The organism is Lysobacter panacisoli (genome assembly GCF_009765165.1).
Taxonomy (GTDB): Bacteria; Pseudomonadota; Gammaproteobacteria; order Xanthomonadales; family Xanthomonadaceae; genus Lysobacter_J; species Lysobacter_J panacisoli.
The window spans coordinates 832438-849748 of sequence record NZ_VLNU01000001.1 but is presented as its reverse complement, the minus strand read 5'-3'; the positions used below and the strand labels follow the sequence as shown (position 1 = coordinate 849748).

Below are 17311 nucleotides of genomic sequence, written 5' to 3'. Positions count from 1 at the left end.
ACTCGGGATCACTCCGGCCGCAGCGGCCGGTTATAGCGGCTGGAGGGGCGGAGCAGGATCCAGGTGAACGCACTGGATGCGGCGGTCGCCAGCCAGAACATGAAGAAGCCCACGCTGTATCCGAGCGTGCGCGTCATCGGCAACTCGGGAAACGTCATGTCGCGCAGGGCGAGCGGGTCGACGAAGGCGAAGAACACCATCGTCGCCACGCAGGCGGAGAAGAAGCTCGGCCAAAGGATCGCCCCGAGCCGCTGGGACAGCGGTCGGGGCGGGTAGTCGAATCGCGTCGGGATCGGCGTATTCATCGCGTAGCGGTTGGAGGCTTCCCGTCAGGGTGGGACAACGACCATACATAAGCGGCGGCCAGGCGCGCACGGGTTTCGCCGAGGATCTGGCGGTGCGCCGGCATCGAGCCGTGGCGTCCGCTGTTGATCGTCTGGCGCATGCTCTCGCTGGTGTTGCCGTACAGCCAGTAGTTGTCGGTCAGGTCCGGCGCGCCGAGTTCCTGGTTGCCCTTGCCGTCGATGCCGTGGCACGCCACGCACACGCCGTCGTAGAGCGGTTTGCCCTGCGCGGCCATGTAGTTGTTCTGCATCGTCGACGGATCGGACAGCGTGCGGACGTAGGCGACCACGTAATCGACAGCATTGTCGCCGCCCATGCCGGTCAGCACCTTGCCCCATTCGGGCATCACGCCTTCACGGCCATCCAGCACGGTCTGCAGGACGCGGTCGGGCGTGCCGCCCCAGTGCCAGATGTCGTCGGTCAGGTTCGGGTAGCCGATCGCACCCTTCGCGGCGGAGCCGTGGCAGGTGGCGCAGGTGTTGTTGAAGATCGAGCGGCCCAGCGTCACGGCCTTCGGATCGCGTGCGATCACGTCGATCGACTTGCCAGCGTACGGCGCGAAGGTCTGCTCGAGCTTGGCGTCGTCGCGTGCCTTGTCGGCGGCGTGCTCGCCGGCGGAGGTCCACTTGCCCACGCCCGCGACAGCGCCCAGGCCCGGGTAATAGACCAGGTAACCGATCGCGAAGACGATGGTGATGTAGAAGAGGTTGATCCACCACTTCGGCATCGGCTTGTTGTACTCGGTGAGGTCGCCGTCCCAGATGTGGCTGGTGTCGGTCGGAGCCGGATCGCCCGGACGACGTTTACCTGTCCACCACAGCAGCCAGACGCAACCCAAGATGTTGATCGCGACTATCACGATCACGTACCACGACCAGCCCGGGCTCATCGCTTCGTCTCCTTCTGATCACCCTCGAGCGGCAGGCGTGCTGCCGCGTCGAATTCTTTCTTTCGCTTCGGGCTCCAGGCCCAGATCCAGCCGGCCAGGAACAGCACCAGCAGCGTTGCGGTCACGATTCCGGAGACCATGTCAGCCTCCCCTCGGCGCGTGGCGGCCGAGTCCCTGCAGGTAGGCGACGACGGCGTCGAGTTCGGTCTTGCCGTCGACCGCGGCCTGCGCGCCGGCGATGTCCTTGTCGGTGTACGGGTCGCCGATGCTCTTCAGTGCGCGCATGCGGTGTTCGACCTGCGCGCCGTCGACCTTGTTCTCCGACAGCCACGGGAAGCCGGGCATGTTCGACTCGGGCACCACGTCGCGTGGGTTGTGCAGATGCACGCGATGCCAGTCGTCGGAGTAGCGGCCGCCGACGCGGGCGAGGTCCGGACCGGTGCGCTTGCTGCCCCACTGGAACGGGCGGTCGTAAACCGATTCGCCGGCCAGCGAGTAGTGGCCGTAACGCTCGGTCTCGAAGCGCAGCGTGCGCACCATCTGCGAGTGGCAGTTGTAGCAGCCTTCGCGGACGTAGACGTCGCGGCCCGCCAGTTCCAGCGCGGGGTAGGGCTTCACGCCGGGCAGCGGCTCGATGGCCTCGGCCTGGTGCATCAGCGGGACGATTTCCGCGAGGCCGCCGAAGGAGACGGCCACCGCGATCAGCACGGCCATGAGGCCGACGTTGGTTTCGATCTTTTCGTGTGAATGGCTCATGTCGTCGACCTCAGGCGTGTGCGCTGGCGGCATCCGGCGGCATCACCGGAGTCGGGGCGAGGTCGCGTACCTGTTGCCAGGTGCGGACGACGTTCCAGGCCATCACGAACATGCCCGCCAGCACGATCAGTCCACCGGCCAGGCGGCCCAGGTAGTACGGATACGTCGCGTTGAGGGCTTCGACGAAGCTGTATGTCAGCGTGCCGTCGGCGTTGGTGGCGCGCCACATCAGGCCCTGCATGACGCCGGCGATCCACATCGAGGCGATGTAGAACACCACGCCCACGGTGTGCAGCCAGAAGTGCAGGTCGATCGCCTTCACCGAGAACATCCGCTCCTGGCCGAGCAGTCGCGGCAGCAGTGAGTACACCGCGCCGATGGAGATCATCGCCACCCAGCCGAGTGCGCCGGCATGGACGTGGCCGACGGTCCAGTCGGTGTAGTGCGACAGCGAGTTGACCGTCTTGATCGACATCATCGGCCCCTCGAAGGTGGCGATCATGTAGAAGGAAACGGCGACGATCAGGAACTTCAGGATCGGGTCGGTGCGCAGTTTGTCCCACGCGCCGGAGAGGGTCAGGATGCCGTTGATCGCGCCGCCCCAGCTCGGGGCCAGCAGCACCAGCGAGAACACCATGCCCAGCGACTGCGCCCAGTCGGGCAGCGCCGTGTACTGCAGGTGGTGCGGACCGGCCCACATGTACACCGCGATCAGCGCCCAGAAGTGCACGATCGACAGCCGGTACGAGTACACCGGGCGTCCGGCCTGCTTGGGCACGAAGTAATACATCATTCCCAGGAAGCCGGCGGTCAGGAAGAAGCCGACCGCGTTGTGCCCGTACCACCACTGCGCCATCGCATCGACCGCGCCGGTGTACAACGAGTAGGACTTGAACGGTCCGACCGGGATCGAGAGGTTGTTGACGATGTGCAGCAGCGCGATGGTGATGATGAACGAGCCGTAGAACCAGTTGGCGACGTAGATGTGCTTCACGCGCCGTTTCACGATCGTCCCGAAGAACACCACCGCGTAGGACACCCAGACCGCCGTGATCAGCAGGTCGATCGGCCATTCGAGCTCGGCGTATTCCTTGCCCTGGGTCAGGCCCAGCGGCAGGGTGATGGCCGCGGCGACGATCACCGCCTGCCAACCCCAGAACGTGAAGGCCGCCAGCTTGTTGAAGGCCAGGCGCACGTGGCAGGTGCGCTGGACCACGTGGTAGCTGGTGGCGAACAGGGCGCAGCCACCGAACGCGAAGATCACCGCGTTGGTGTGCAGCGGCCGCAGACGGCCGTAACTGAGCCAAGGGATGTCGAAGTTAAGCGCCGGCCAGTACAGCTGGGCGGCGATGAACACGCCGACCGCCATGCCGACGATGCCCCAAACCACCGTCATCGCGGTGAACTGGCGCACGATCTTGTCGTTATAGGTTTCTGGAGTTGTTTGCATTTTTGGGCACCCCCTGCGCCAGCGGCCGGGTCGGGCGGGATACTAGGAACGCGTCGAAGCAGGGCGCTTGATCTAGATCAAGTCCCTGCCTATGGCGGAAAAACGCTCGCGGCGGCCATCGCCGGCCGCGCCGGTCAGGTCCCCACCGCGTGGGGTTGGATGACGCCGCTGGCGATGCCCGCACCGACCAGGGCGATCAGCAGGATCGACAGTCCGATGCGGCGGGTCAGGGCATTGACCGCGCGCTTGCTCTCGCCGCGGTCGGTGAGCATGTAGAACAGCGCGGCGCCGAGGTTGTAGACGATCAGGGTCAGGAAACCCACGACCAGCAGGGTCTTCATGGCAGGGTCCGTTCGGGGGAGGGGGTCGGACGCGACAGCCAGCGCATGCGCACCAGCAGCGCAATGGCCATAACGCCCAGATACAGGCCGTACCCCACCGACGTGGCGAGGATCTGCTTCCACATCGGCCCGTAACCGGTGTCCGCGTGGGCCATTCCCCAGTAGACGCCGCCCGCCGCGGCCACCAGGGAAAGCGCCAGGGCGGCCGCGTCGAACAGCAACCGCACCGGCCCGCGCGGTTGCTTCGGGTACTTCCAGAACAGCACGGACAGCACCGCGAACCACGGTGCGAACAGGATCAGGGCGAGGTTGAGCTGGACGCCGGGGGACACGGGACGCTCGATGCGGCTGGGAACCGGCGCAGTCTAGGGCGACCATATCAGTTCAAGTAGAATCAGAAATCGGACAGAAAAACCGTATCAGTTGCTCATGAAGCGCTACGAAGCCCTGGCCGAGGAGCTGGCCCGCTCGATCCAGGCCGGGGTATTCCGGCCCGGCGAGCGGTTGCCCTCGGTGCGCCAGACCTGCGCCGCCCGCCGGCTCAGTCCCTCGACCGTGTTCCAGGCCTATTACTTGTTGGAAGCGCGCGGGGTGATCGAGTCGCGCGCGCGGTCCGGCTACTACGTCGCCCGCCAGTCGCCGCGCCTGCCGCCGGAGCCGGAAGCCTCCTCCTGGCCGGATGGCGACTCGCGCGAGGTCGACGTCAGCGAGCTGGTGTTCCAGGTCCTGCAGTCGGCGATGCAGCGCGACCGGGTGCCGTTCGGTTCGGCTTTCCCCAGTCCATTGCTGTTCCCGATGGCCAAGCTCGGGCGCGCGCTCGCATCCGCCGCGCCGGAACTGGACCCGTGGAGCACGGTCGACGATCTGACTCCCGGTTTGGGCGAACTGCGCCGGCAGATCAGCCAGCGCTACCTGATCGACGGCATCGACGTGCCGGCCGAGGAAATCGTAATCACCAACGGTGCGCTGGAGGCGCTGACCCTGTCGATTGGCGCGGCGACGCGTCCGGGCGACGCGGTGCTGGTGGAATCGCCGTGCTTCTACGCGGTACTGCAATCGCTGGAACGCAACGGCCTGCGCGCGATCGAAGTGCCGACCCATCCGCGCGACGGCGTCGATCCGGAGGCGCTGGAGCGCGCGATCGTCCGTCATGCGCCGCGCGCGTGCTGGCTGATGCCGACCTTCCACAATCCGCTCGGCGCGACCATGCCCGACACCGCCAAGCAGGCCGTGGTGGAACTGCTCGCGGAGCACGGGATCCCGCTGATCGAGGACGATGTCTACGCCGAGCTGCACTTCGGTCCCAAGCGTCCGCCGCCAGCCAAGGCGTTCGACCGCAACGGGCTGGTGATGCACTGCTCGTCGTTCTCCAAGTGCCTGGCGCCGGGCTACCGCATCGGCTGGGTCGCGGCGGGACGATTCCGCGACACCATCGCGCGCAACAAACTCACCACCACGCTCAACACCAACGTGCCGGCGCAACACGCGATCAGCCGTTACCTGCAGCGCGGCGGCTACGACCGCCACCTGCGACGCCTGCGCGCGGCGCTGGCGGAACAGCAGGCGCAGTACATCGCGGCGGTGGCGCGCGATTTCCCGCCCGGCACGCGGGTGACGCGCGCCGGCGGCGGCTACTTCGCCTGGATCGAACTTCCCGAGGGCATCGATTCGCTCGAAGTGCAGCGTCGCGCGGCACGCCACGGCATCAGCATCGCGCCGGGACCGATCTTCTCCGCGAGCCGTGGCTTCGCGCGCTGCCTGCGCCTCAATTACGGCCATCCTTTCGATGCGCGCGCCGAACAGGCGCTGCGCACGCTTGGCGCGCTGGCGGCCGAGGCTCAGACAGTGCGCGAGTAGCGTGCCGGCGCCGACACGCGCGGCAGGTAGGCGTCGAAGCACATCGCGATGACGCGCAGCAGCAGGCGGCCTTCCGGCGTGGCGACGATGCGTTCGGGTTCGATCCACACCAGCCCGTCGTCCTGCAACGGTTCCAGGCGGCGCAGGCTGTCGGCGAAGTACTGCGAGAAATCGATGCCGTGCGCACGCTCGATCGCGTCGATCGGCACTTCGCCCTGGCACATCAGGCGCTGGATCACGTCCGAGCGCAGCTGGTCGTCGGCGCTCAGTCGCATGCCGCGCCACACCGGCAGGCGCGGCGCGTCGATGGCCTGTTCCCACGCGGTGAGGTCGCGCACGTTCTGGCTGTAGCTGTCGCCGATCCGGCTGATCGCGCTGACGCCCAGGCCGATCAGGTCGCAGTCGGCATGCGTGGTGTAGCCCATGAAGTTGCGGTGCAGCCCGCCGCGCGATTGCGCCATCGCGAGTTCGTCGTCGGGCAGCGCGAAATGATCCATGCCGATGTGCACGTAGCCGGCGGCGGTCAGGCGCTGGATCGCCAGTTGCAGCAGCTCGAGTTTCATTTCCGGCGAGGGCAGGTCCTCCGCGCGGATCTGCCGTTGCGGGCGGAACAGCTCGGGCAGGTGCGCGTAACTGTAGACCGCGAGGCGTTGCGGGCGGGCGCCGATGACGGTGTCCAGCGTGTGCGCGAAACCTTCCAGCGTCTGCTGGGGCAGGCCGTAGATGAGATCGACGTTGACCGAGCGCATGCCGTGGCGATGGCATGCATCGAGGACCGCCAGCGTCGCGCCGACGTCCTGCTCGCGGTTGACCGCCTGCTGCACGGCGAGGTCGAAATCCTGCACACCCAGGCTGGCGCGGTTGAAGCCTGCCGCGACCAGTTCGGCGATGTCGTCGGGGGTGAGTTCGCGTGGATCCAGTTCGATGGAGATGTCGCGGTTGGCGGCATCGCTGAAGCGGAAGTGGTCGCGCAGGTCGCGCAGCGTGTCTGCCAGCTGCGCGGGGGTGAGGAAGTTCGGCGTGCCGCCACCGAAATGCAGCTGCACGACTTCGCGGTCCGGATCGAACAGGCCAGACATCATGCCGATCTCGCGACCCAGCCGGTTGCGGTAGGGGCCGCTGCGGCTGCGATCGCGCGTGATCACCCGGTTGCAGCCGCAGTAGAAGCACGGATTGGCGCAGAACGGCACGTGCACGTACAGCGACAGGCGCGGCGGGATCGGATCGCCGTTGCTCTGGTGCGCCGCTTCCATCAGCTGCGGGACGCCGAAGGACTCGCTGAACTGGGGCGCGGTCGGGTACGAGGTGTAACGCGGCCCCGGTCGGTCGTAGCGACGCAGCAGTTCGGTCGGGAAGGGCGGCAGGATCGGCATCCGGGCAGGCTAGCCGGCGCGCGCGAGGCCGCTTTGACCTCGATCAAGCGCGACGGGGGTATCGCGCATTCATCCGCCACGCGGGCCTAGAATCCGGCGAATGGCCCGGACAGCGCCCGCGATGGTCGTCCTGCTGGCCTCGGTGGCACTGCTCGCCCCCGGGCAGGCGGACGCGCGCAAGGTCTATCGATGCGTGCGCGACGGCACGGTCAGCCTGTCCACAGCGCCGGAGCCCGGATCGCGCTGCCGGGCGAAGGAAATCGACGACAACGCCGCGCGCGTGCCCAACCTGTTCGGTACCGGCGAAGCCGTCAGCGGCGTGCTGTACGAGCGCGTGCAGGACGGCAAGGTGGTGTACGGCACGCGCAAGCTGCCCGGTTCGGTGAAGGTGCTGTCCTTCACCGTGCCCGCGCCGCCGGGCGAACCCGCGCACGCAGGCCTGGGCAACGTAGGACCGCCGCGCCTGGACGCATTCCCGAAACAGTTCCGCGCCGCCGCCAAAGCGACCGGCGTCGATGAAGCCTGGCTGCGCGCGATCGCGCACGCCGAGAGCGGGTTCGATGCGAACGCCGTGTCGCCCAAGGGCGCGCAGGGCGTGATGCAGCTGATGCCGCAGACCAGTCGCGAGTACGGCGTGGTCGATCCGTTCTCCGACCGCGAATCGATCATGGCCGGTGCGCGTCACCTGCGTTCGCTCCTGCGGCGCTACGGCAACGACCTCACGCTCACGGCCGCCGCGTACAACGCCGGTATCGGCGCGGTCGCACGATACGGGGGCGTGCCGCCGTACCAGGAAACGCAGGAGTACGTGGCGAAGGTGCGCACGCTCTACGGACGTTACCGCGATGCGCTCGGCATGACGCCGTTGCCGCCAGTGGCGAAGACCGCCGCGTCGCCGTGACGCGTCAGGCCATCGCCTTGGTCGATTCGTAAGGCAGCGGCGTCGCGCCCGCGGCGACGAGCGACGGTTCGATGCCGTCGAGGAACGGCTTGTCGCCGTCGAGCACCACCAGGATGCGACCCGCCTGGATCTCGTCGTCGAACTTGCGCCGGATCGGATCGGGCAATGCCGAGCCAATCAGCGCCGACGCCCAGCAGCCCACCAGTGCGCCCGCGACTGCCGCTGCAGCGGCGCCCGCCAGGGTCAGTCCGATCGGTGTGATCACCACCGCCGCCAAGCCCGCCAGCAATCCCGCGGCGCCGCCATAACCGGCGCCACGCAATGCTGCCGGCAGCAGGTCGGTGTCGGCTTCCTTGCGATCGTTCGGGATTTCCTCCAGCTCGATGTCCGAGCGCGCGACGAGCAGGATGTCGTCGTCGTTCACGCCCGCGCCGCGCGCGGCGTTCATCACCGACTGCGCGGCATCGAGGTTGGGAGTGCTGAATACATGGCGGATCTTCATCGTTCCTCCTGCCATCGCCGGAGCATTCCGCGGCGCCGGAATACCGACATACACGCGCGACAGCTTTGCCCCGCGACAGTGACCGCGACGTGATGAAACGCGCCTTCGCACGACGGTGCTAAGGTGCGCGCAACACGAGCGAGGAGTGTGTGCGATGCGCATTGCGAACCGGTCCATCCTGCCTGTCGTCGCGCTGCTGGGAATACTGGTGCTGGCGTCCTGCCAGAAGGCCGCGCCGCCCGCCGAACCCGCAGCGGAAACGCCCGCGACGGTGACGGCGGATACCTCCGGACAACCGGCGCGTTCCACCGATGTGCCGGCGCCCGAAGAGCCGATGCCGACGGCGGAGAAGCCGGTCGTCGAACCGTCCGCGTTCGTCGATCGCGTGTGGCAGGTCAGCGCGTCGTCCTCGGCCGAACCCGGCACGACGTACACCTTCCTCTCCGGCGGCACGCTGGTGATCGATTCGCCCAACGGCACGCCGATGCACGGCAAGTGGTCGTTGGAGAACGGCGCGCTGACGATGGTGGAGGAAGGCGTCTCGTATCCCACCGACATCCTCGCGCTGGATGCGGGGCAGTTCCGCCTGCTCAGCCACAATCCGGGCACGCCGGTGGAGATATCGCTGGTGCCGGCCGCGGACCAGACGCTGCCGAAAGCCAAGCCGTAGCCGCCATGCTTCCCGCGATCGACGTGCAGTGCCCCTACTGCGGCGAGACCATCACGTTGCTGGTGGACGATTCCGCGGGGACGCAGCGCTACATCGAGGATTGCCACGTCTGCTGCCGGCCGATCAATGTGTCCGTGCACGTGGAAGACGACGGCGGCGTGGAAGTCCATGTCGCCGCCGAAGACGAGGCGTGAGGAAAATGCATCGACGCGACGCGCGTTGACCGCGATGGGGTGAAGGTTGTGTTCCGTTCAGTCGCGATCACCGCGCGAGGCGGTTGCGAAGTCTGCACTGCGTCACGTTGCGGCGCGCCACGCATCACTGAAAGCGGTTTCGTCTAGACGCAATCGCCCGCGTGCTGGTTAAGAGAACGTTGGATTAACTCCCGCGACCGCTGGGGCGTTCATGCGTCGCGCGGCAAGGTGGCTTCGTGCGGCACGCCACCGGCCTATCCGCGCAGAACTCTTTCCACTCCAGGAGACACCGCATGAGCATCCAGTCCCGCAAGCCGCTGATCATCGTGGGCCTCGTGGCCGCCCTGTCCGCGCCGCTCGCCTTCGCGCAGACCGCGAGCCCGACCGCCACGCAGGATCCGGCGGCTGCATCGCCGGCCACCGCCGACACCGCGGCCCCGCAGAAGAAGAGCTGGGCCGACGTCGACGTCGACAAGAACGGCAGCCTGAGCAAGAACGAAGCCTCGACGGTGCCGGCGCTGAGCAAGGTGTTCGAGCAGGCCGATGCGGACGCCGACGGCGCGCTGACCGCCGACGAATACAAGTCCTATGTCGCCAAGGCGCAGGGCGGCTCGGGAAACAGCGGCGGCAAGCGCTGATAGCAGCACGACGGCATCACCACGGAACGAATGCGCTTCGGGGCGGCCTTTGAGCCGCCCCTTTCTTTTCAGGGTGTGAGCCCTCTCCCCTTGCGGGAGAGGGACAGGCTCGCGAAGCGAGCCAGGGGGAGGGGTATGGCACGTGCTACGCGCGCCCCCTCTTCCGGCGCTTCGCGCCACCTTCTCCCACAAGGGGAGAAGGAAAAGCACGCCAGGCCAACCGCGCCCTTAAACTATGCGCATGAGCGAAATCACCCTGGTCGGCTTCGATGCCGACGACACCCTCTGGCGCAGCCAGGACTACTTCGACGAAGCCCAGCTCGAATTCGAACGCATCGTCGGCGCCTACGCGGACCTGCGCGACGCGCGCGTGCACGAGCGCCTGTACGAGGTCGAGAAGCGCAACATCGCGCTGTTCGGCTACGGCGTGAAGGGCATGGTGCTGTCGATGATCGAGGCGGCGGTGGACATCACCGCGCAGAAGATCGAAGCCCGCGACGTGCATCGCATCGTCCAGCTCGGCAAGGACCTGTTGCGGCACCCGGTCGAACTGCTGCCGGGCGTACGCGAAGCGGTGGAGGCCGTCGCCGCGGACTTCGACGTCGTGCTGATCACCAAGGGCGACCTGTTCCACCAGGAGGCCAAGGTGCGCCAATGCGGGTTCGCCGACCTGTTCCGCCGCATCGAGATCGTCAGCGAGAAGGACGTGTCGACCTATGCGCGCCTGCTCGAGGAGTTCGACCTGCCGGCCGAACGCTTCGCGATGGTGGGCAATTCGCTGCGCTCGGACATCGCGCCCGTGCTGGAACTGGGCGGGTGGGGCATCCACGTTCCGTACCACACCACCTGGGCCCACGAGAACGAGGCCGAAGTCGCCGAATCCGCCCCGCGCCTGCGCCGCATCGGCAGCGCGCACGAGCTGCCGGCGGCGTTGCGCGAGCTGGCCGGCCGCCCAGGCTGAACGCGATCCCCAACGGCGGATAAGCGGCACCGGGACGATCCCGCTGGATTAAAAAATGATTCACGCGGCCGGTCGCATCGTGCTTCCACGGCCCGCGGGGTGCGGGCCATCAGGGAGCAACGAAATGGCCACCGTAATGACCCGATGGTTCGCACCGATGATGCTGGCCGCCGGTCTCGGCGTGGCCGCAATGGCGCCCGCGCCCGCGCGCGCCGACGATCTGGTGCGCGTCATCGTCGACATCGCCGACGTGATCTACCACTCCGGCTATCCGTACTACCGCTACGACCACGGCTATCGCGACCGCCTGGTCGTGGTCCACGACTATCGCGGCCGTCCCACCTACTATCGCCACGTCCATCGCGCGGGCCCGCCGTACGGCAACGCCTACGGTCATTGGAACAAGCCCGGCCGCGGCAAGTGCAACCACCACGGCAAGTGCGTCACCCAGTACTACGACGCCCGCTACGATCATCGCTACGACGATCGCCGCTACTACCGCGACCGCTACGTGCGGTACGACGGCTATGATCGCCGCCACGACGATCGTCGCCATGACGACCGCCGCTACGATGACCGGCGCGGCCGCGACTGGCGCGACGACGATTGATGCGGGCATGACGTGAACACGGGAGACGGACTCATGCGGACCTGGCAGGCGAGGATCGGCGCGTTGGTGGTCGCCGCGGCCGCGACACTGGGCATCGGCGGCACGGCTTCGGCGCAGGACTACACCTTCGGATGGAACCCACGCAGCGGCGACGTCTGGGTCGACACCTGGCTGTCCGACGTCAACCGCTACGGTGGGCGCTATCGCGATCCCTTCGTCGACGAGATGGTGCGCTACTACGGCGCGCCGCGGGATCTGGTCAGCGACCTGCTGGTCGACAGGCAGTGGGCGCCGGGCGATGTGTATTTCGCGTGCGCCCTCGCCTCGATCATCGGTCGTCCGTGTCGCTACGTCGTCGATGTCTGGGAACGCGACCATGCGCAGGGCTGGGGCGCGGTGGCGAAGAACCTCGGCATCAAGCCGGGTTCGCCGGAATTCCATCGCTTGAAGAAGGGCTTCGTGCCCAGCTACGACCGCTGGGGGCGCGACATCACCCTCGATGCGGAACTGCAGCGCGATTTCCCCGGTCGCGGCAAGGGTCCGCAGGGAAACAGCAACGCGGGCGCGAAGAAGGCCACGCCCCAGGGCCAGCAGGCCAAGGCCAAGTCCAACGGTCAGTCCGCGAAGCCGAAGGGCGTCCAGCCCAACCAGGGCAAGGGCAACCAGGGCAACAAGGGCGGCAAGAAGGACTGAGGCATCGATGCGGTGCACGAACGGCGGCTTCGGCCGCCGTCTTCGTTGGGCCGTATGTCACCGCTTATCATCGCGGGCATGACCCAGGCTTCCGTCCGCATCGTCGAGTACGCACCCCGCTGGCGCGAGGATTTCGAGCGCCTCAACCTCGAATGGCTCGAACGCTGGTTCACCGTCGAGCCGATCGATCGCGAAGTGCTCGGCGATCCGGAGCGCCACATCATCGCCAGTGGCGGCCACGTGCTGTTCGCGATCGACGATCACGACCACGCCATCGGCACCGTCGCGCTGAAGCTCGAATCGGATGGCGTGTTCGAGCTCACCAAGATGGTCGTCGCGCCGGAAGCGCGCGGCCTCGGCGTGGGTCGCAAGCTCATGGACGGCGCGATCGACGTATTCCGCGCGCGTGGCGGCACCGAACTGTTCCTCGAATCCAGCACCAAGCTCGGCCCGGCGCTGGCCTTGTACGAAAGCGTCGGCTTCCGCCACCATCCGGCACCGCGTCCGGGCTCGCATTACGCGCGTGCCGACGTCTACATGGTCTGGGAGCCGTCGGCCTGAATCGACCGTGCGATCACGCCGCGCTGGCGGTCACCGTGAAGTCGATGATGACCACGCCGGTCTCGCGCTGCTGGTATTCCACGCGCACGCTTTCGCCGTAACGCTGCTCGATCTGGCGCAGCAACGGGATCGGGTCGTGGTCGTTGAAGAACCGCATGGTCTCGCCGGACGTCATCGCGTCAAGCGCGCCGAAGATCGAGGCATGGCGGAAGCGCTTGCTGATACCGCGGGCATCGAAGGGGTAGAGGCTCATCGTGGATTCCTCGGGTGGAGTGCGCGCATTCGCGCATGCCGGCCGAGGGCACGCCCTGACCCAGATCAATCGAGGGGCGGGCGTGCCGGTCGGTCCGGGTGTCAGTAGGTGTACTGGAGTTGCAGCCAGGCCTTGTCGGTGTCCACGGTGCGGGCGTCGTCGGCGTGGTAACTGGCGAGCTTCACCAGTCCCGTGAACTTCTTCGACCACGGCAGCGGCCTCTGGTAGGACAGGTCGACTTCGCGTCCAAGGCTCGGGCCGCGATCGCCGTCGAAGTCGTGGACCCAGGCTTGGACAGTGCCGCCGAACAGCGCGGACGACAGGCCGGCGTAGCGATCGCGGATGCCGTCGGCCGGGGTGGTCAGGAACAGATCCGCCCAGCCCTGGAATGCATGCTTGGTCGCCAGCGGTGTCTGGAACGCGCGATTGCCGGTGCCGCTGCCTGCGCCGAGTCGTTCCTCGCCAGCCTTGAACTGCACCGGCCCAGCCTTCCAGCCCAGTTCGAGCAGCGCGTAGCGGCTGTCGAGATCCCACGGATTACCTGCGTGGTCGGTCTGCCGCGCGTACTCGGCCGCGTAGCTGAAGGCGCGCACGGCGCCCTGCGCACGCAGGCCGGTGGTAACGGTGGAGAGCGTGCCCAGCGGTGCGGTCGGAGTCACCGCCGCGTTGTCGAAGTCGAGGCGGTACTGGTACGCGGTGAGCGACAGCGCCTTCGACGGCCGGTACTGGACGTTGAGCAGGTGACTGTCGCCTTCAAGCGTCGCCAGGTTGCTGCGATTGGCGCGTCCATCGGACGGGCCGAACACCGTGTTGACCTGATCGATCCACAGGTACGTCGCGGTCAGCGTGTCGAACGGTGAGAACTGCAACTGCACGCCGTCGAAGGTCTGCTCGTTCTGCCGCCACGCCGACCCGCCGACGAAGCGCTGGTTGTCGAAGTTCACCCGTTGCCGACCCGCGGTGGCGCCGCCGTGCTTGCCGGCCCACTTGAGCCACGCCTGGTTGAACGCCGTGCCATCCGGATCGGCGACGACGGCGTAGTTGGTGTTGCCGTTGCGCGTGCTGTTGAAATCCTCGGCACCGAGATGGCTGACGTTGTCGATCTCGACATGCGCGGACCAGCCGGCCAGAGGACGCGTCTCCAGGCCCAGTCGCGTGCGCAGCGTGTTGGCGTCGGCGTCGTGCAGCGCGTTGTCGGGATCGACGTGCTCGAAGCGGTAGCGCGCGTCGAAGACCGGCTTGATCCAGCCGTCGGAACCGGTATCGGCGAATGCGGGCGACGCCAGCGATGCAAGGATGGAAGCCGCGAGTGCAGCGCGGCACACGGAGGAAACGGTACGCATGGAGATGACCTGAGGTTGGAGAAAAGAGGTGGGGCGTTCGCGTGCAGGGCCGCGCCGGTCGGCGGCGGCTACCAGGTCACATGGAACAGACCCTTGGCGAGCAGCACGATCGCGACGACATGCACGAACACGCTCAGGTGCAGGCGACGCGAGCGCGCACCGGTGAGGCGTCGCGTCCGTCGCAATCGCATGGCATGGAGGAAGTGCAGGAACACGCTGGTCGCGAGAACGATCTTCAGCGTGAGCATCGTCGCGAACGGGCTGCCGAACGGATGCGCCAGCGCAGCGCGGTAGTGCCAGGCCAGCGCGATGCCGGCGCCGTAAAGCAGCAACAGGACCCAGGGCATCAGGCGGCGCGCACGCTCGCCGATACCGCGCTCGACCTGGGCGAAGGCGTCCCGCGGCACATGCCGTCGCACCGCATGCAGGACCAGCACCTCGAAGAAGACCGTGCCGACGAAGACGAAGGCACACAGGAGGTGGATCACGAGCACGACGTAGTAGGGCATGGCGATGGCCGGTCGGCGCATGGCGTCGGCGCGCCCGGGATGGCCCGCGTCGGCGTCGAATCCGGCGACGCGAAGCATCGCGTTCAGCAACCCGAACCCGACATGACGCAGATCAAGTGCGTGCGCGATCGACACGCAGCGTGAAGTCGCTGAAGCGGGCTGCAGGGCCTCCCGGGCCCATCGCGCGGGCGCGCCTCGCATTCCCTTTGACGAAGATCAAGGCGACTTCTGCGCCGGGCGCGGACCATCGTTCCCATGCCCATCTCGCCCATCCTTTTCGACCCGGATCTGCTCGGCCGATACGACCGGCCCGGGCCGCGCTACACCTCGTATCCGACCGCGCCGCAGTTCGCCGCCGGCTTCGGCGAGGCGCAACTGCGCGAAGCCGCGGCGGCGACCAACGGCGATCCGATCCCGCGCCCACTGTCGATGTACGTGCACGTGCCGTTCTGCATGAGCCCGTGCTTCTACTGCGGCTGCAACCGAATCATCACGCGCGACACCACGCGCGGCGAGGTGTACCTGAACCGTCTCTATCGCGAGATCGCGATGGCCTCGACGCTGTTCGATCGCGATCGCGAACTGGTGCAGCTGCACTTCGGCGGCGGTACGCCGAACTTCCTCTCCGCCGACCAGCTTGCCGAAGCGGTGGACGTGATCCATCGCCATTTCCCGCCGGCACGCGATGGCAAGCGCGAGTGCTCGATCGAGCTCGACCCGCGCTTCATCGACCGCGACTACGTGCGCGCGCTGGCGCAGGCCGGTTTCGACCGCGCCAGCCTGGGCGTGCAGGATTTCGACCCGACCGTGCAGCGTGCGGTGAACCGCGTGCAAAGCGTCGAGCAGACGCTGGACATCATCGATGCCTGCCGTACCTACGGCCTGCGCTCGGTCAATGTCGACCTGATCTACGGTCTGCCGCTGCAGACGCTGGAAGGTTTCGACCGCACGCTCGACATCACCCTCGATGCGCGTCCGGACCGGCTGGCGATCTACAGCTACGCGCACCTGCCGAACCTGTTCCGCGCGCAGCAGCAGATCCGCGCCGAGGACCTGCCCACGCCACAGGTCAAGCTGGGGCTGCTGCAGCGGGCGATCGAGCGCCTGGGCGAGGCCGGCTATGTCTACATCGGCATGGATCACTTCGCCTTGCCGGAGGACGACCTCGCCCGCGCGCAGGCGCGCGGCGACCTGCACCGCAACTTCATGGGCTACACGACCTGCGCCGACAGCGACCTGGTCGGCCTCGGCGTGAGCGCAATCAGCCATGTCGGCAATACTTTCAGCCAGAATCCGCGTGATCTGCCGAGCTGGGAACGCGCCATCGACGAAGGGCGCCTGCCGGTGTGGCGCGGCATGCAGATGGACTCGGACGACGTGATCCGGGCGGACGTGATCCAGCAGCTCATGTGCCACGGCGAGATCGACATCGCCATGACCGAGCGTCGGCATGTCATGGACTTCTGCGACTATTTCGCGCAGTCTTTGCAGCAATTGAAGGCGTTGCAGGAGGACGGACTGGTGGAACTGTCCGCGCGAACGATCCGTGCCACCTCGCGAGGGCGATTGCTCCTGCGCGTGCTTGCGGCGTGTTTCGATCGCTACCTCGCCCCGCAAGCGGGGACGACGCCGGTACAGTTCTCACGAACCGTCTGATGCGAACCGCGGCATGAGTTCCGGCGTTGTCTTTCCACGTACGAACCCTTCGATCATCGCCGACGACGGCGACTCGCTGACGTTCTGTTCCACCTGCGCGTTCTCGCAGGCCTGCCTGTCCGAGGGCATGGACAAGAGCGCGCTGATGGACCTGCACGTGCTGGTCGAGCACGTCGGCCCACTGCGCCCGGGCGAGCACGTGTTCCGCGAAGGCGATGAGTTCAGTGCCATCGCCGCGGTGCGTGCCGGTACCGTCAAGACCTACATGATCGATCCCAACGGCCACGAACAGGTGCTGGGTTTCCACCTGCCGGGCGAGGTGATCGGGCTCAACGCGATCCACGACGACCGCTATCCGTGCAACGCGGTGGCGCTCGACACGGTGATGCTGTGCCGCTTCTCGTTCCCGCGCATCGCGATGCTGGCCACGCGCCTGCCGAACCTGCAGCGCCACCTGTTCAAGCTGATGAGCCGCGACATCGGTGTCGCCTCGCTGTTCGCGGGCGATCATTCCGCCGACCAGCGCATGGCGGCGTTCCTGATCGGCCTGTCGCGACGACTCGCTGCGCGCGGTTTCTCGCCGCGCCGTTTCCAGCTCACGATGTCGCGCACCGACATCGCCAACTACCTGCGCCAGGCGCCGGAGACGGTCAGCCGCGTGCTGCGTCGCTTCGAGCGCGAGGGCCTGGTGTCGATCAAGCTGCGCGACGTCGAGATCCTCGACATGCAGCGCCTGGAATCGCTCGCGCTGGTCGTGCTGCGCCACTAAGGCGGCGCGATGCGCAACACCCCTGCGCTTGACCTGCGTC

General features: G+C 67.2%; 23 protein-coding genes. 11 read left to right on the top strand and 12 right to left on the bottom strand.

The genetic code is table 11. From position 1 onward, the window contains the following. Positions 1 to 8: 8 nt before the first annotated feature. From FOF45_RS04215 to FOF45_RS04185, 7 genes are all read right to left on the bottom strand, one after another. A complete protein-coding gene (locus FOF45_RS04215) occupies positions 9 to 305 on the bottom strand; it encodes a hypothetical protein (protein WP_158982749.1) in 297 nt (98 codons plus the stop codon). Next, positions 302 to 1234: a cytochrome-c oxidase, cbb3-type subunit III gene (gene ccoP, locus FOF45_RS04210; protein WP_158982748.1), complete on the bottom strand. Its 933-nt coding sequence runs from the start codon at positions 1232 to 1234 to the stop codon at positions 302 to 304. Before ccoP ends, FOF45_RS04215 begins: the two co-directional genes overlap by 4 nt. Further along, on the bottom strand, positions 1231 to 1374 hold the full coding sequence (locus FOF45_RS04205) for a cbb3-type cytochrome oxidase subunit 3 (protein WP_158982747.1): 144 nt from the start codon (positions 1372 to 1374) through the stop codon (positions 1231 to 1233). The genes ccoP and FOF45_RS04205 overlap by 4 nt, the downstream gene beginning before the upstream one ends. 1 nt (position 1375) lies before the next feature. Beyond that, on the bottom strand, positions 1376 to 1990 hold the full coding sequence (gene ccoO / locus FOF45_RS04200; protein ID WP_158982746.1) for a cytochrome-c oxidase, cbb3-type subunit II: 615 nt from the start codon (positions 1988 to 1990) through the stop codon (positions 1376 to 1378). Between the two features lie 10 nt (positions 1991 to 2000). Then, positions 2001 to 3440, bottom strand: a complete 1440-nt coding sequence (ccoN, locus tag FOF45_RS04195) for a cytochrome-c oxidase, cbb3-type subunit I (protein ID WP_158982745.1) — start codon at positions 3438 to 3440, stop codon at positions 2001 to 2003. A 134-nt stretch (positions 3441 to 3574) separates the two neighbouring features. Next, complete coding sequence (locus FOF45_RS04190; RefSeq protein WP_158982744.1) at positions 3575 to 3781, bottom strand: twin transmembrane helix small protein; 207 nt, start codon at positions 3779 to 3781, stop codon at positions 3575 to 3577. Next, positions 3778 to 4113: a hypothetical protein gene (locus FOF45_RS04185; RefSeq protein ID WP_158982743.1), complete on the bottom strand. Its 336-nt coding sequence runs from the start codon at positions 4111 to 4113 to the stop codon at positions 3778 to 3780. Before FOF45_RS04185 ends, FOF45_RS04190 begins: the two co-directional genes overlap by 4 nt. A 97-nt stretch (positions 4114 to 4210) precedes the next feature. Here FOF45_RS04185 and FOF45_RS04180 point away from each other — a divergent pair, with 97 nt between their 5' ends. Continuing rightward, a complete protein-coding gene (locus tag FOF45_RS04180) occupies positions 4211 to 5638 on the top strand; it encodes an aminotransferase-like domain-containing protein (RefSeq protein ID WP_158982742.1) in 1428 nt (475 codons plus the stop codon). Here the strand turns inward: FOF45_RS04180 and hemN (FOF45_RS04175) are convergent. Further along, positions 5620 to 7011 carry an oxygen-independent coproporphyrinogen III oxidase gene (gene hemN, locus FOF45_RS04175; protein ID WP_158982741.1) on the bottom strand — a complete coding sequence of 464 codons (1392 nt, stop codon included), beginning with the start codon at positions 7009 to 7011 and terminating at the stop codon, positions 5620 to 5622. The genes FOF45_RS04180 and hemN (FOF45_RS04175) overlap by 19 nt on opposite strands. Positions 7012 to 7111: 100 nt before the next feature. Here hemN (FOF45_RS04175) and FOF45_RS04170 point away from each other — a divergent pair, with 100 nt between their 5' ends. Further along, positions 7112 to 7912, top strand: coding sequence for a lytic transglycosylase domain-containing protein (locus FOF45_RS04170; RefSeq protein WP_158982740.1), 801 nt, complete (start codon positions 7112 to 7114; stop codon positions 7910 to 7912). A gap of 4 nt (positions 7913 to 7916) precedes the next feature. On the opposite strand, the gene FOF45_RS04165 is transcribed toward FOF45_RS04170, so the two are convergent. Next, positions 7917 to 8414: a hypothetical protein gene (locus FOF45_RS04165; RefSeq protein WP_158982739.1), complete on the bottom strand. Its 498-nt coding sequence runs from the start codon at positions 8412 to 8414 to the stop codon at positions 7917 to 7919. Positions 8415 to 8568: 154 nt separating this feature from the next. Between FOF45_RS04165 and FOF45_RS04160 the strand changes: the two genes are divergently transcribed. From FOF45_RS04160 to FOF45_RS04130, 7 genes are all read left to right on the top strand, one after another. Continuing rightward, positions 8569 to 9084 carry a hypothetical protein gene (locus tag FOF45_RS04160; protein ID WP_158982738.1) on the top strand — a complete coding sequence of 172 codons (516 nt, stop codon included), beginning with the start codon at positions 8569 to 8571 and terminating at the stop codon, positions 9082 to 9084. A gap of 5 nt (positions 9085 to 9089) precedes the next feature. Continuing rightward, positions 9090 to 9278, top strand: coding sequence for a CPXCG motif-containing cysteine-rich protein (locus tag FOF45_RS04155; RefSeq protein ID WP_158982737.1), 189 nt, complete (start codon positions 9090 to 9092; stop codon positions 9276 to 9278). A 293-nt stretch (positions 9279 to 9571) separates the two neighbouring features. Continuing rightward, entirely contained in the window at positions 9572 to 9916 is a 345-nt protein-coding gene (locus FOF45_RS04150; RefSeq protein ID WP_158982736.1) for an EF-hand domain-containing protein, read from the top strand. 235 nt (positions 9917 to 10151) lie between these two features. Further along, positions 10152 to 10877, top strand: a complete 726-nt coding sequence (locus FOF45_RS04145) for an HAD family hydrolase (protein ID WP_199244426.1) — start codon at positions 10152 to 10154, stop codon at positions 10875 to 10877. Positions 10878 to 11001: 124 nt separating this feature from the next. Next, positions 11002 to 11487, top strand: coding sequence for a hypothetical protein (locus tag FOF45_RS04140; protein ID WP_158982734.1), 486 nt, complete (start codon positions 11002 to 11004; stop codon positions 11485 to 11487). A gap of 33 nt (positions 11488 to 11520) precedes the next feature. Then, positions 11521 to 12180: a hypothetical protein gene (locus tag FOF45_RS04135; protein ID WP_158982733.1), complete on the top strand. Its 660-nt coding sequence runs from the start codon at positions 11521 to 11523 to the stop codon at positions 12178 to 12180. Between the two features lie 78 nt (positions 12181 to 12258). Then, positions 12259 to 12741, top strand: a complete 483-nt coding sequence (locus FOF45_RS04130; protein ID WP_158982732.1) for a GNAT family N-acetyltransferase — start codon at positions 12259 to 12261, stop codon at positions 12739 to 12741. A 13-nt stretch (positions 12742 to 12754) separates the two neighbouring features. On the opposite strand, the gene FOF45_RS04125 is transcribed toward FOF45_RS04130, so the two are convergent. From FOF45_RS04125 to FOF45_RS04115, 3 genes are all read right to left on the bottom strand, one after another. Then, positions 12755 to 12994: a DUF2249 domain-containing protein gene (locus tag FOF45_RS04125; protein ID WP_158982731.1), complete on the bottom strand. Its 240-nt coding sequence runs from the start codon at positions 12992 to 12994 to the stop codon at positions 12755 to 12757. Between the two features lie 101 nt (positions 12995 to 13095). Continuing rightward, positions 13096 to 14337, bottom strand: a complete 1242-nt coding sequence (locus FOF45_RS04120; RefSeq protein WP_158982730.1) for an alginate export family protein — start codon at positions 14335 to 14337, stop codon at positions 13096 to 13098. 68 nt (positions 14338 to 14405) lie between these two features. Beyond that, a complete protein-coding gene (locus FOF45_RS04115) occupies positions 14406 to 14924 on the bottom strand; it encodes a CopD family copper resistance protein (RefSeq protein ID WP_199244425.1) in 519 nt (172 codons plus the stop codon). Positions 14925 to 15101: 177 nt separating this feature from the next. Here FOF45_RS04115 and hemN (FOF45_RS04110) point away from each other — a divergent pair, with 177 nt between their 5' ends. Both hemN (FOF45_RS04110) and FOF45_RS04105 read left to right on the top strand, forming a co-directional pair. Continuing rightward, on the top strand, positions 15102 to 16502 hold the full coding sequence (hemN, locus tag FOF45_RS04110; RefSeq protein ID WP_158982729.1) for an oxygen-independent coproporphyrinogen III oxidase: 1401 nt from the start codon (positions 15102 to 15104) through the stop codon (positions 16500 to 16502). Positions 16503 to 16515: 13 nt separating this feature from the next. Continuing rightward, on the top strand, positions 16516 to 17271 hold the full coding sequence (locus tag FOF45_RS04105; protein ID WP_158982728.1) for a helix-turn-helix domain-containing protein: 756 nt from the start codon (positions 16516 to 16518) through the stop codon (positions 17269 to 17271). Positions 17272 to 17311 lie beyond the last annotated feature (40 nt).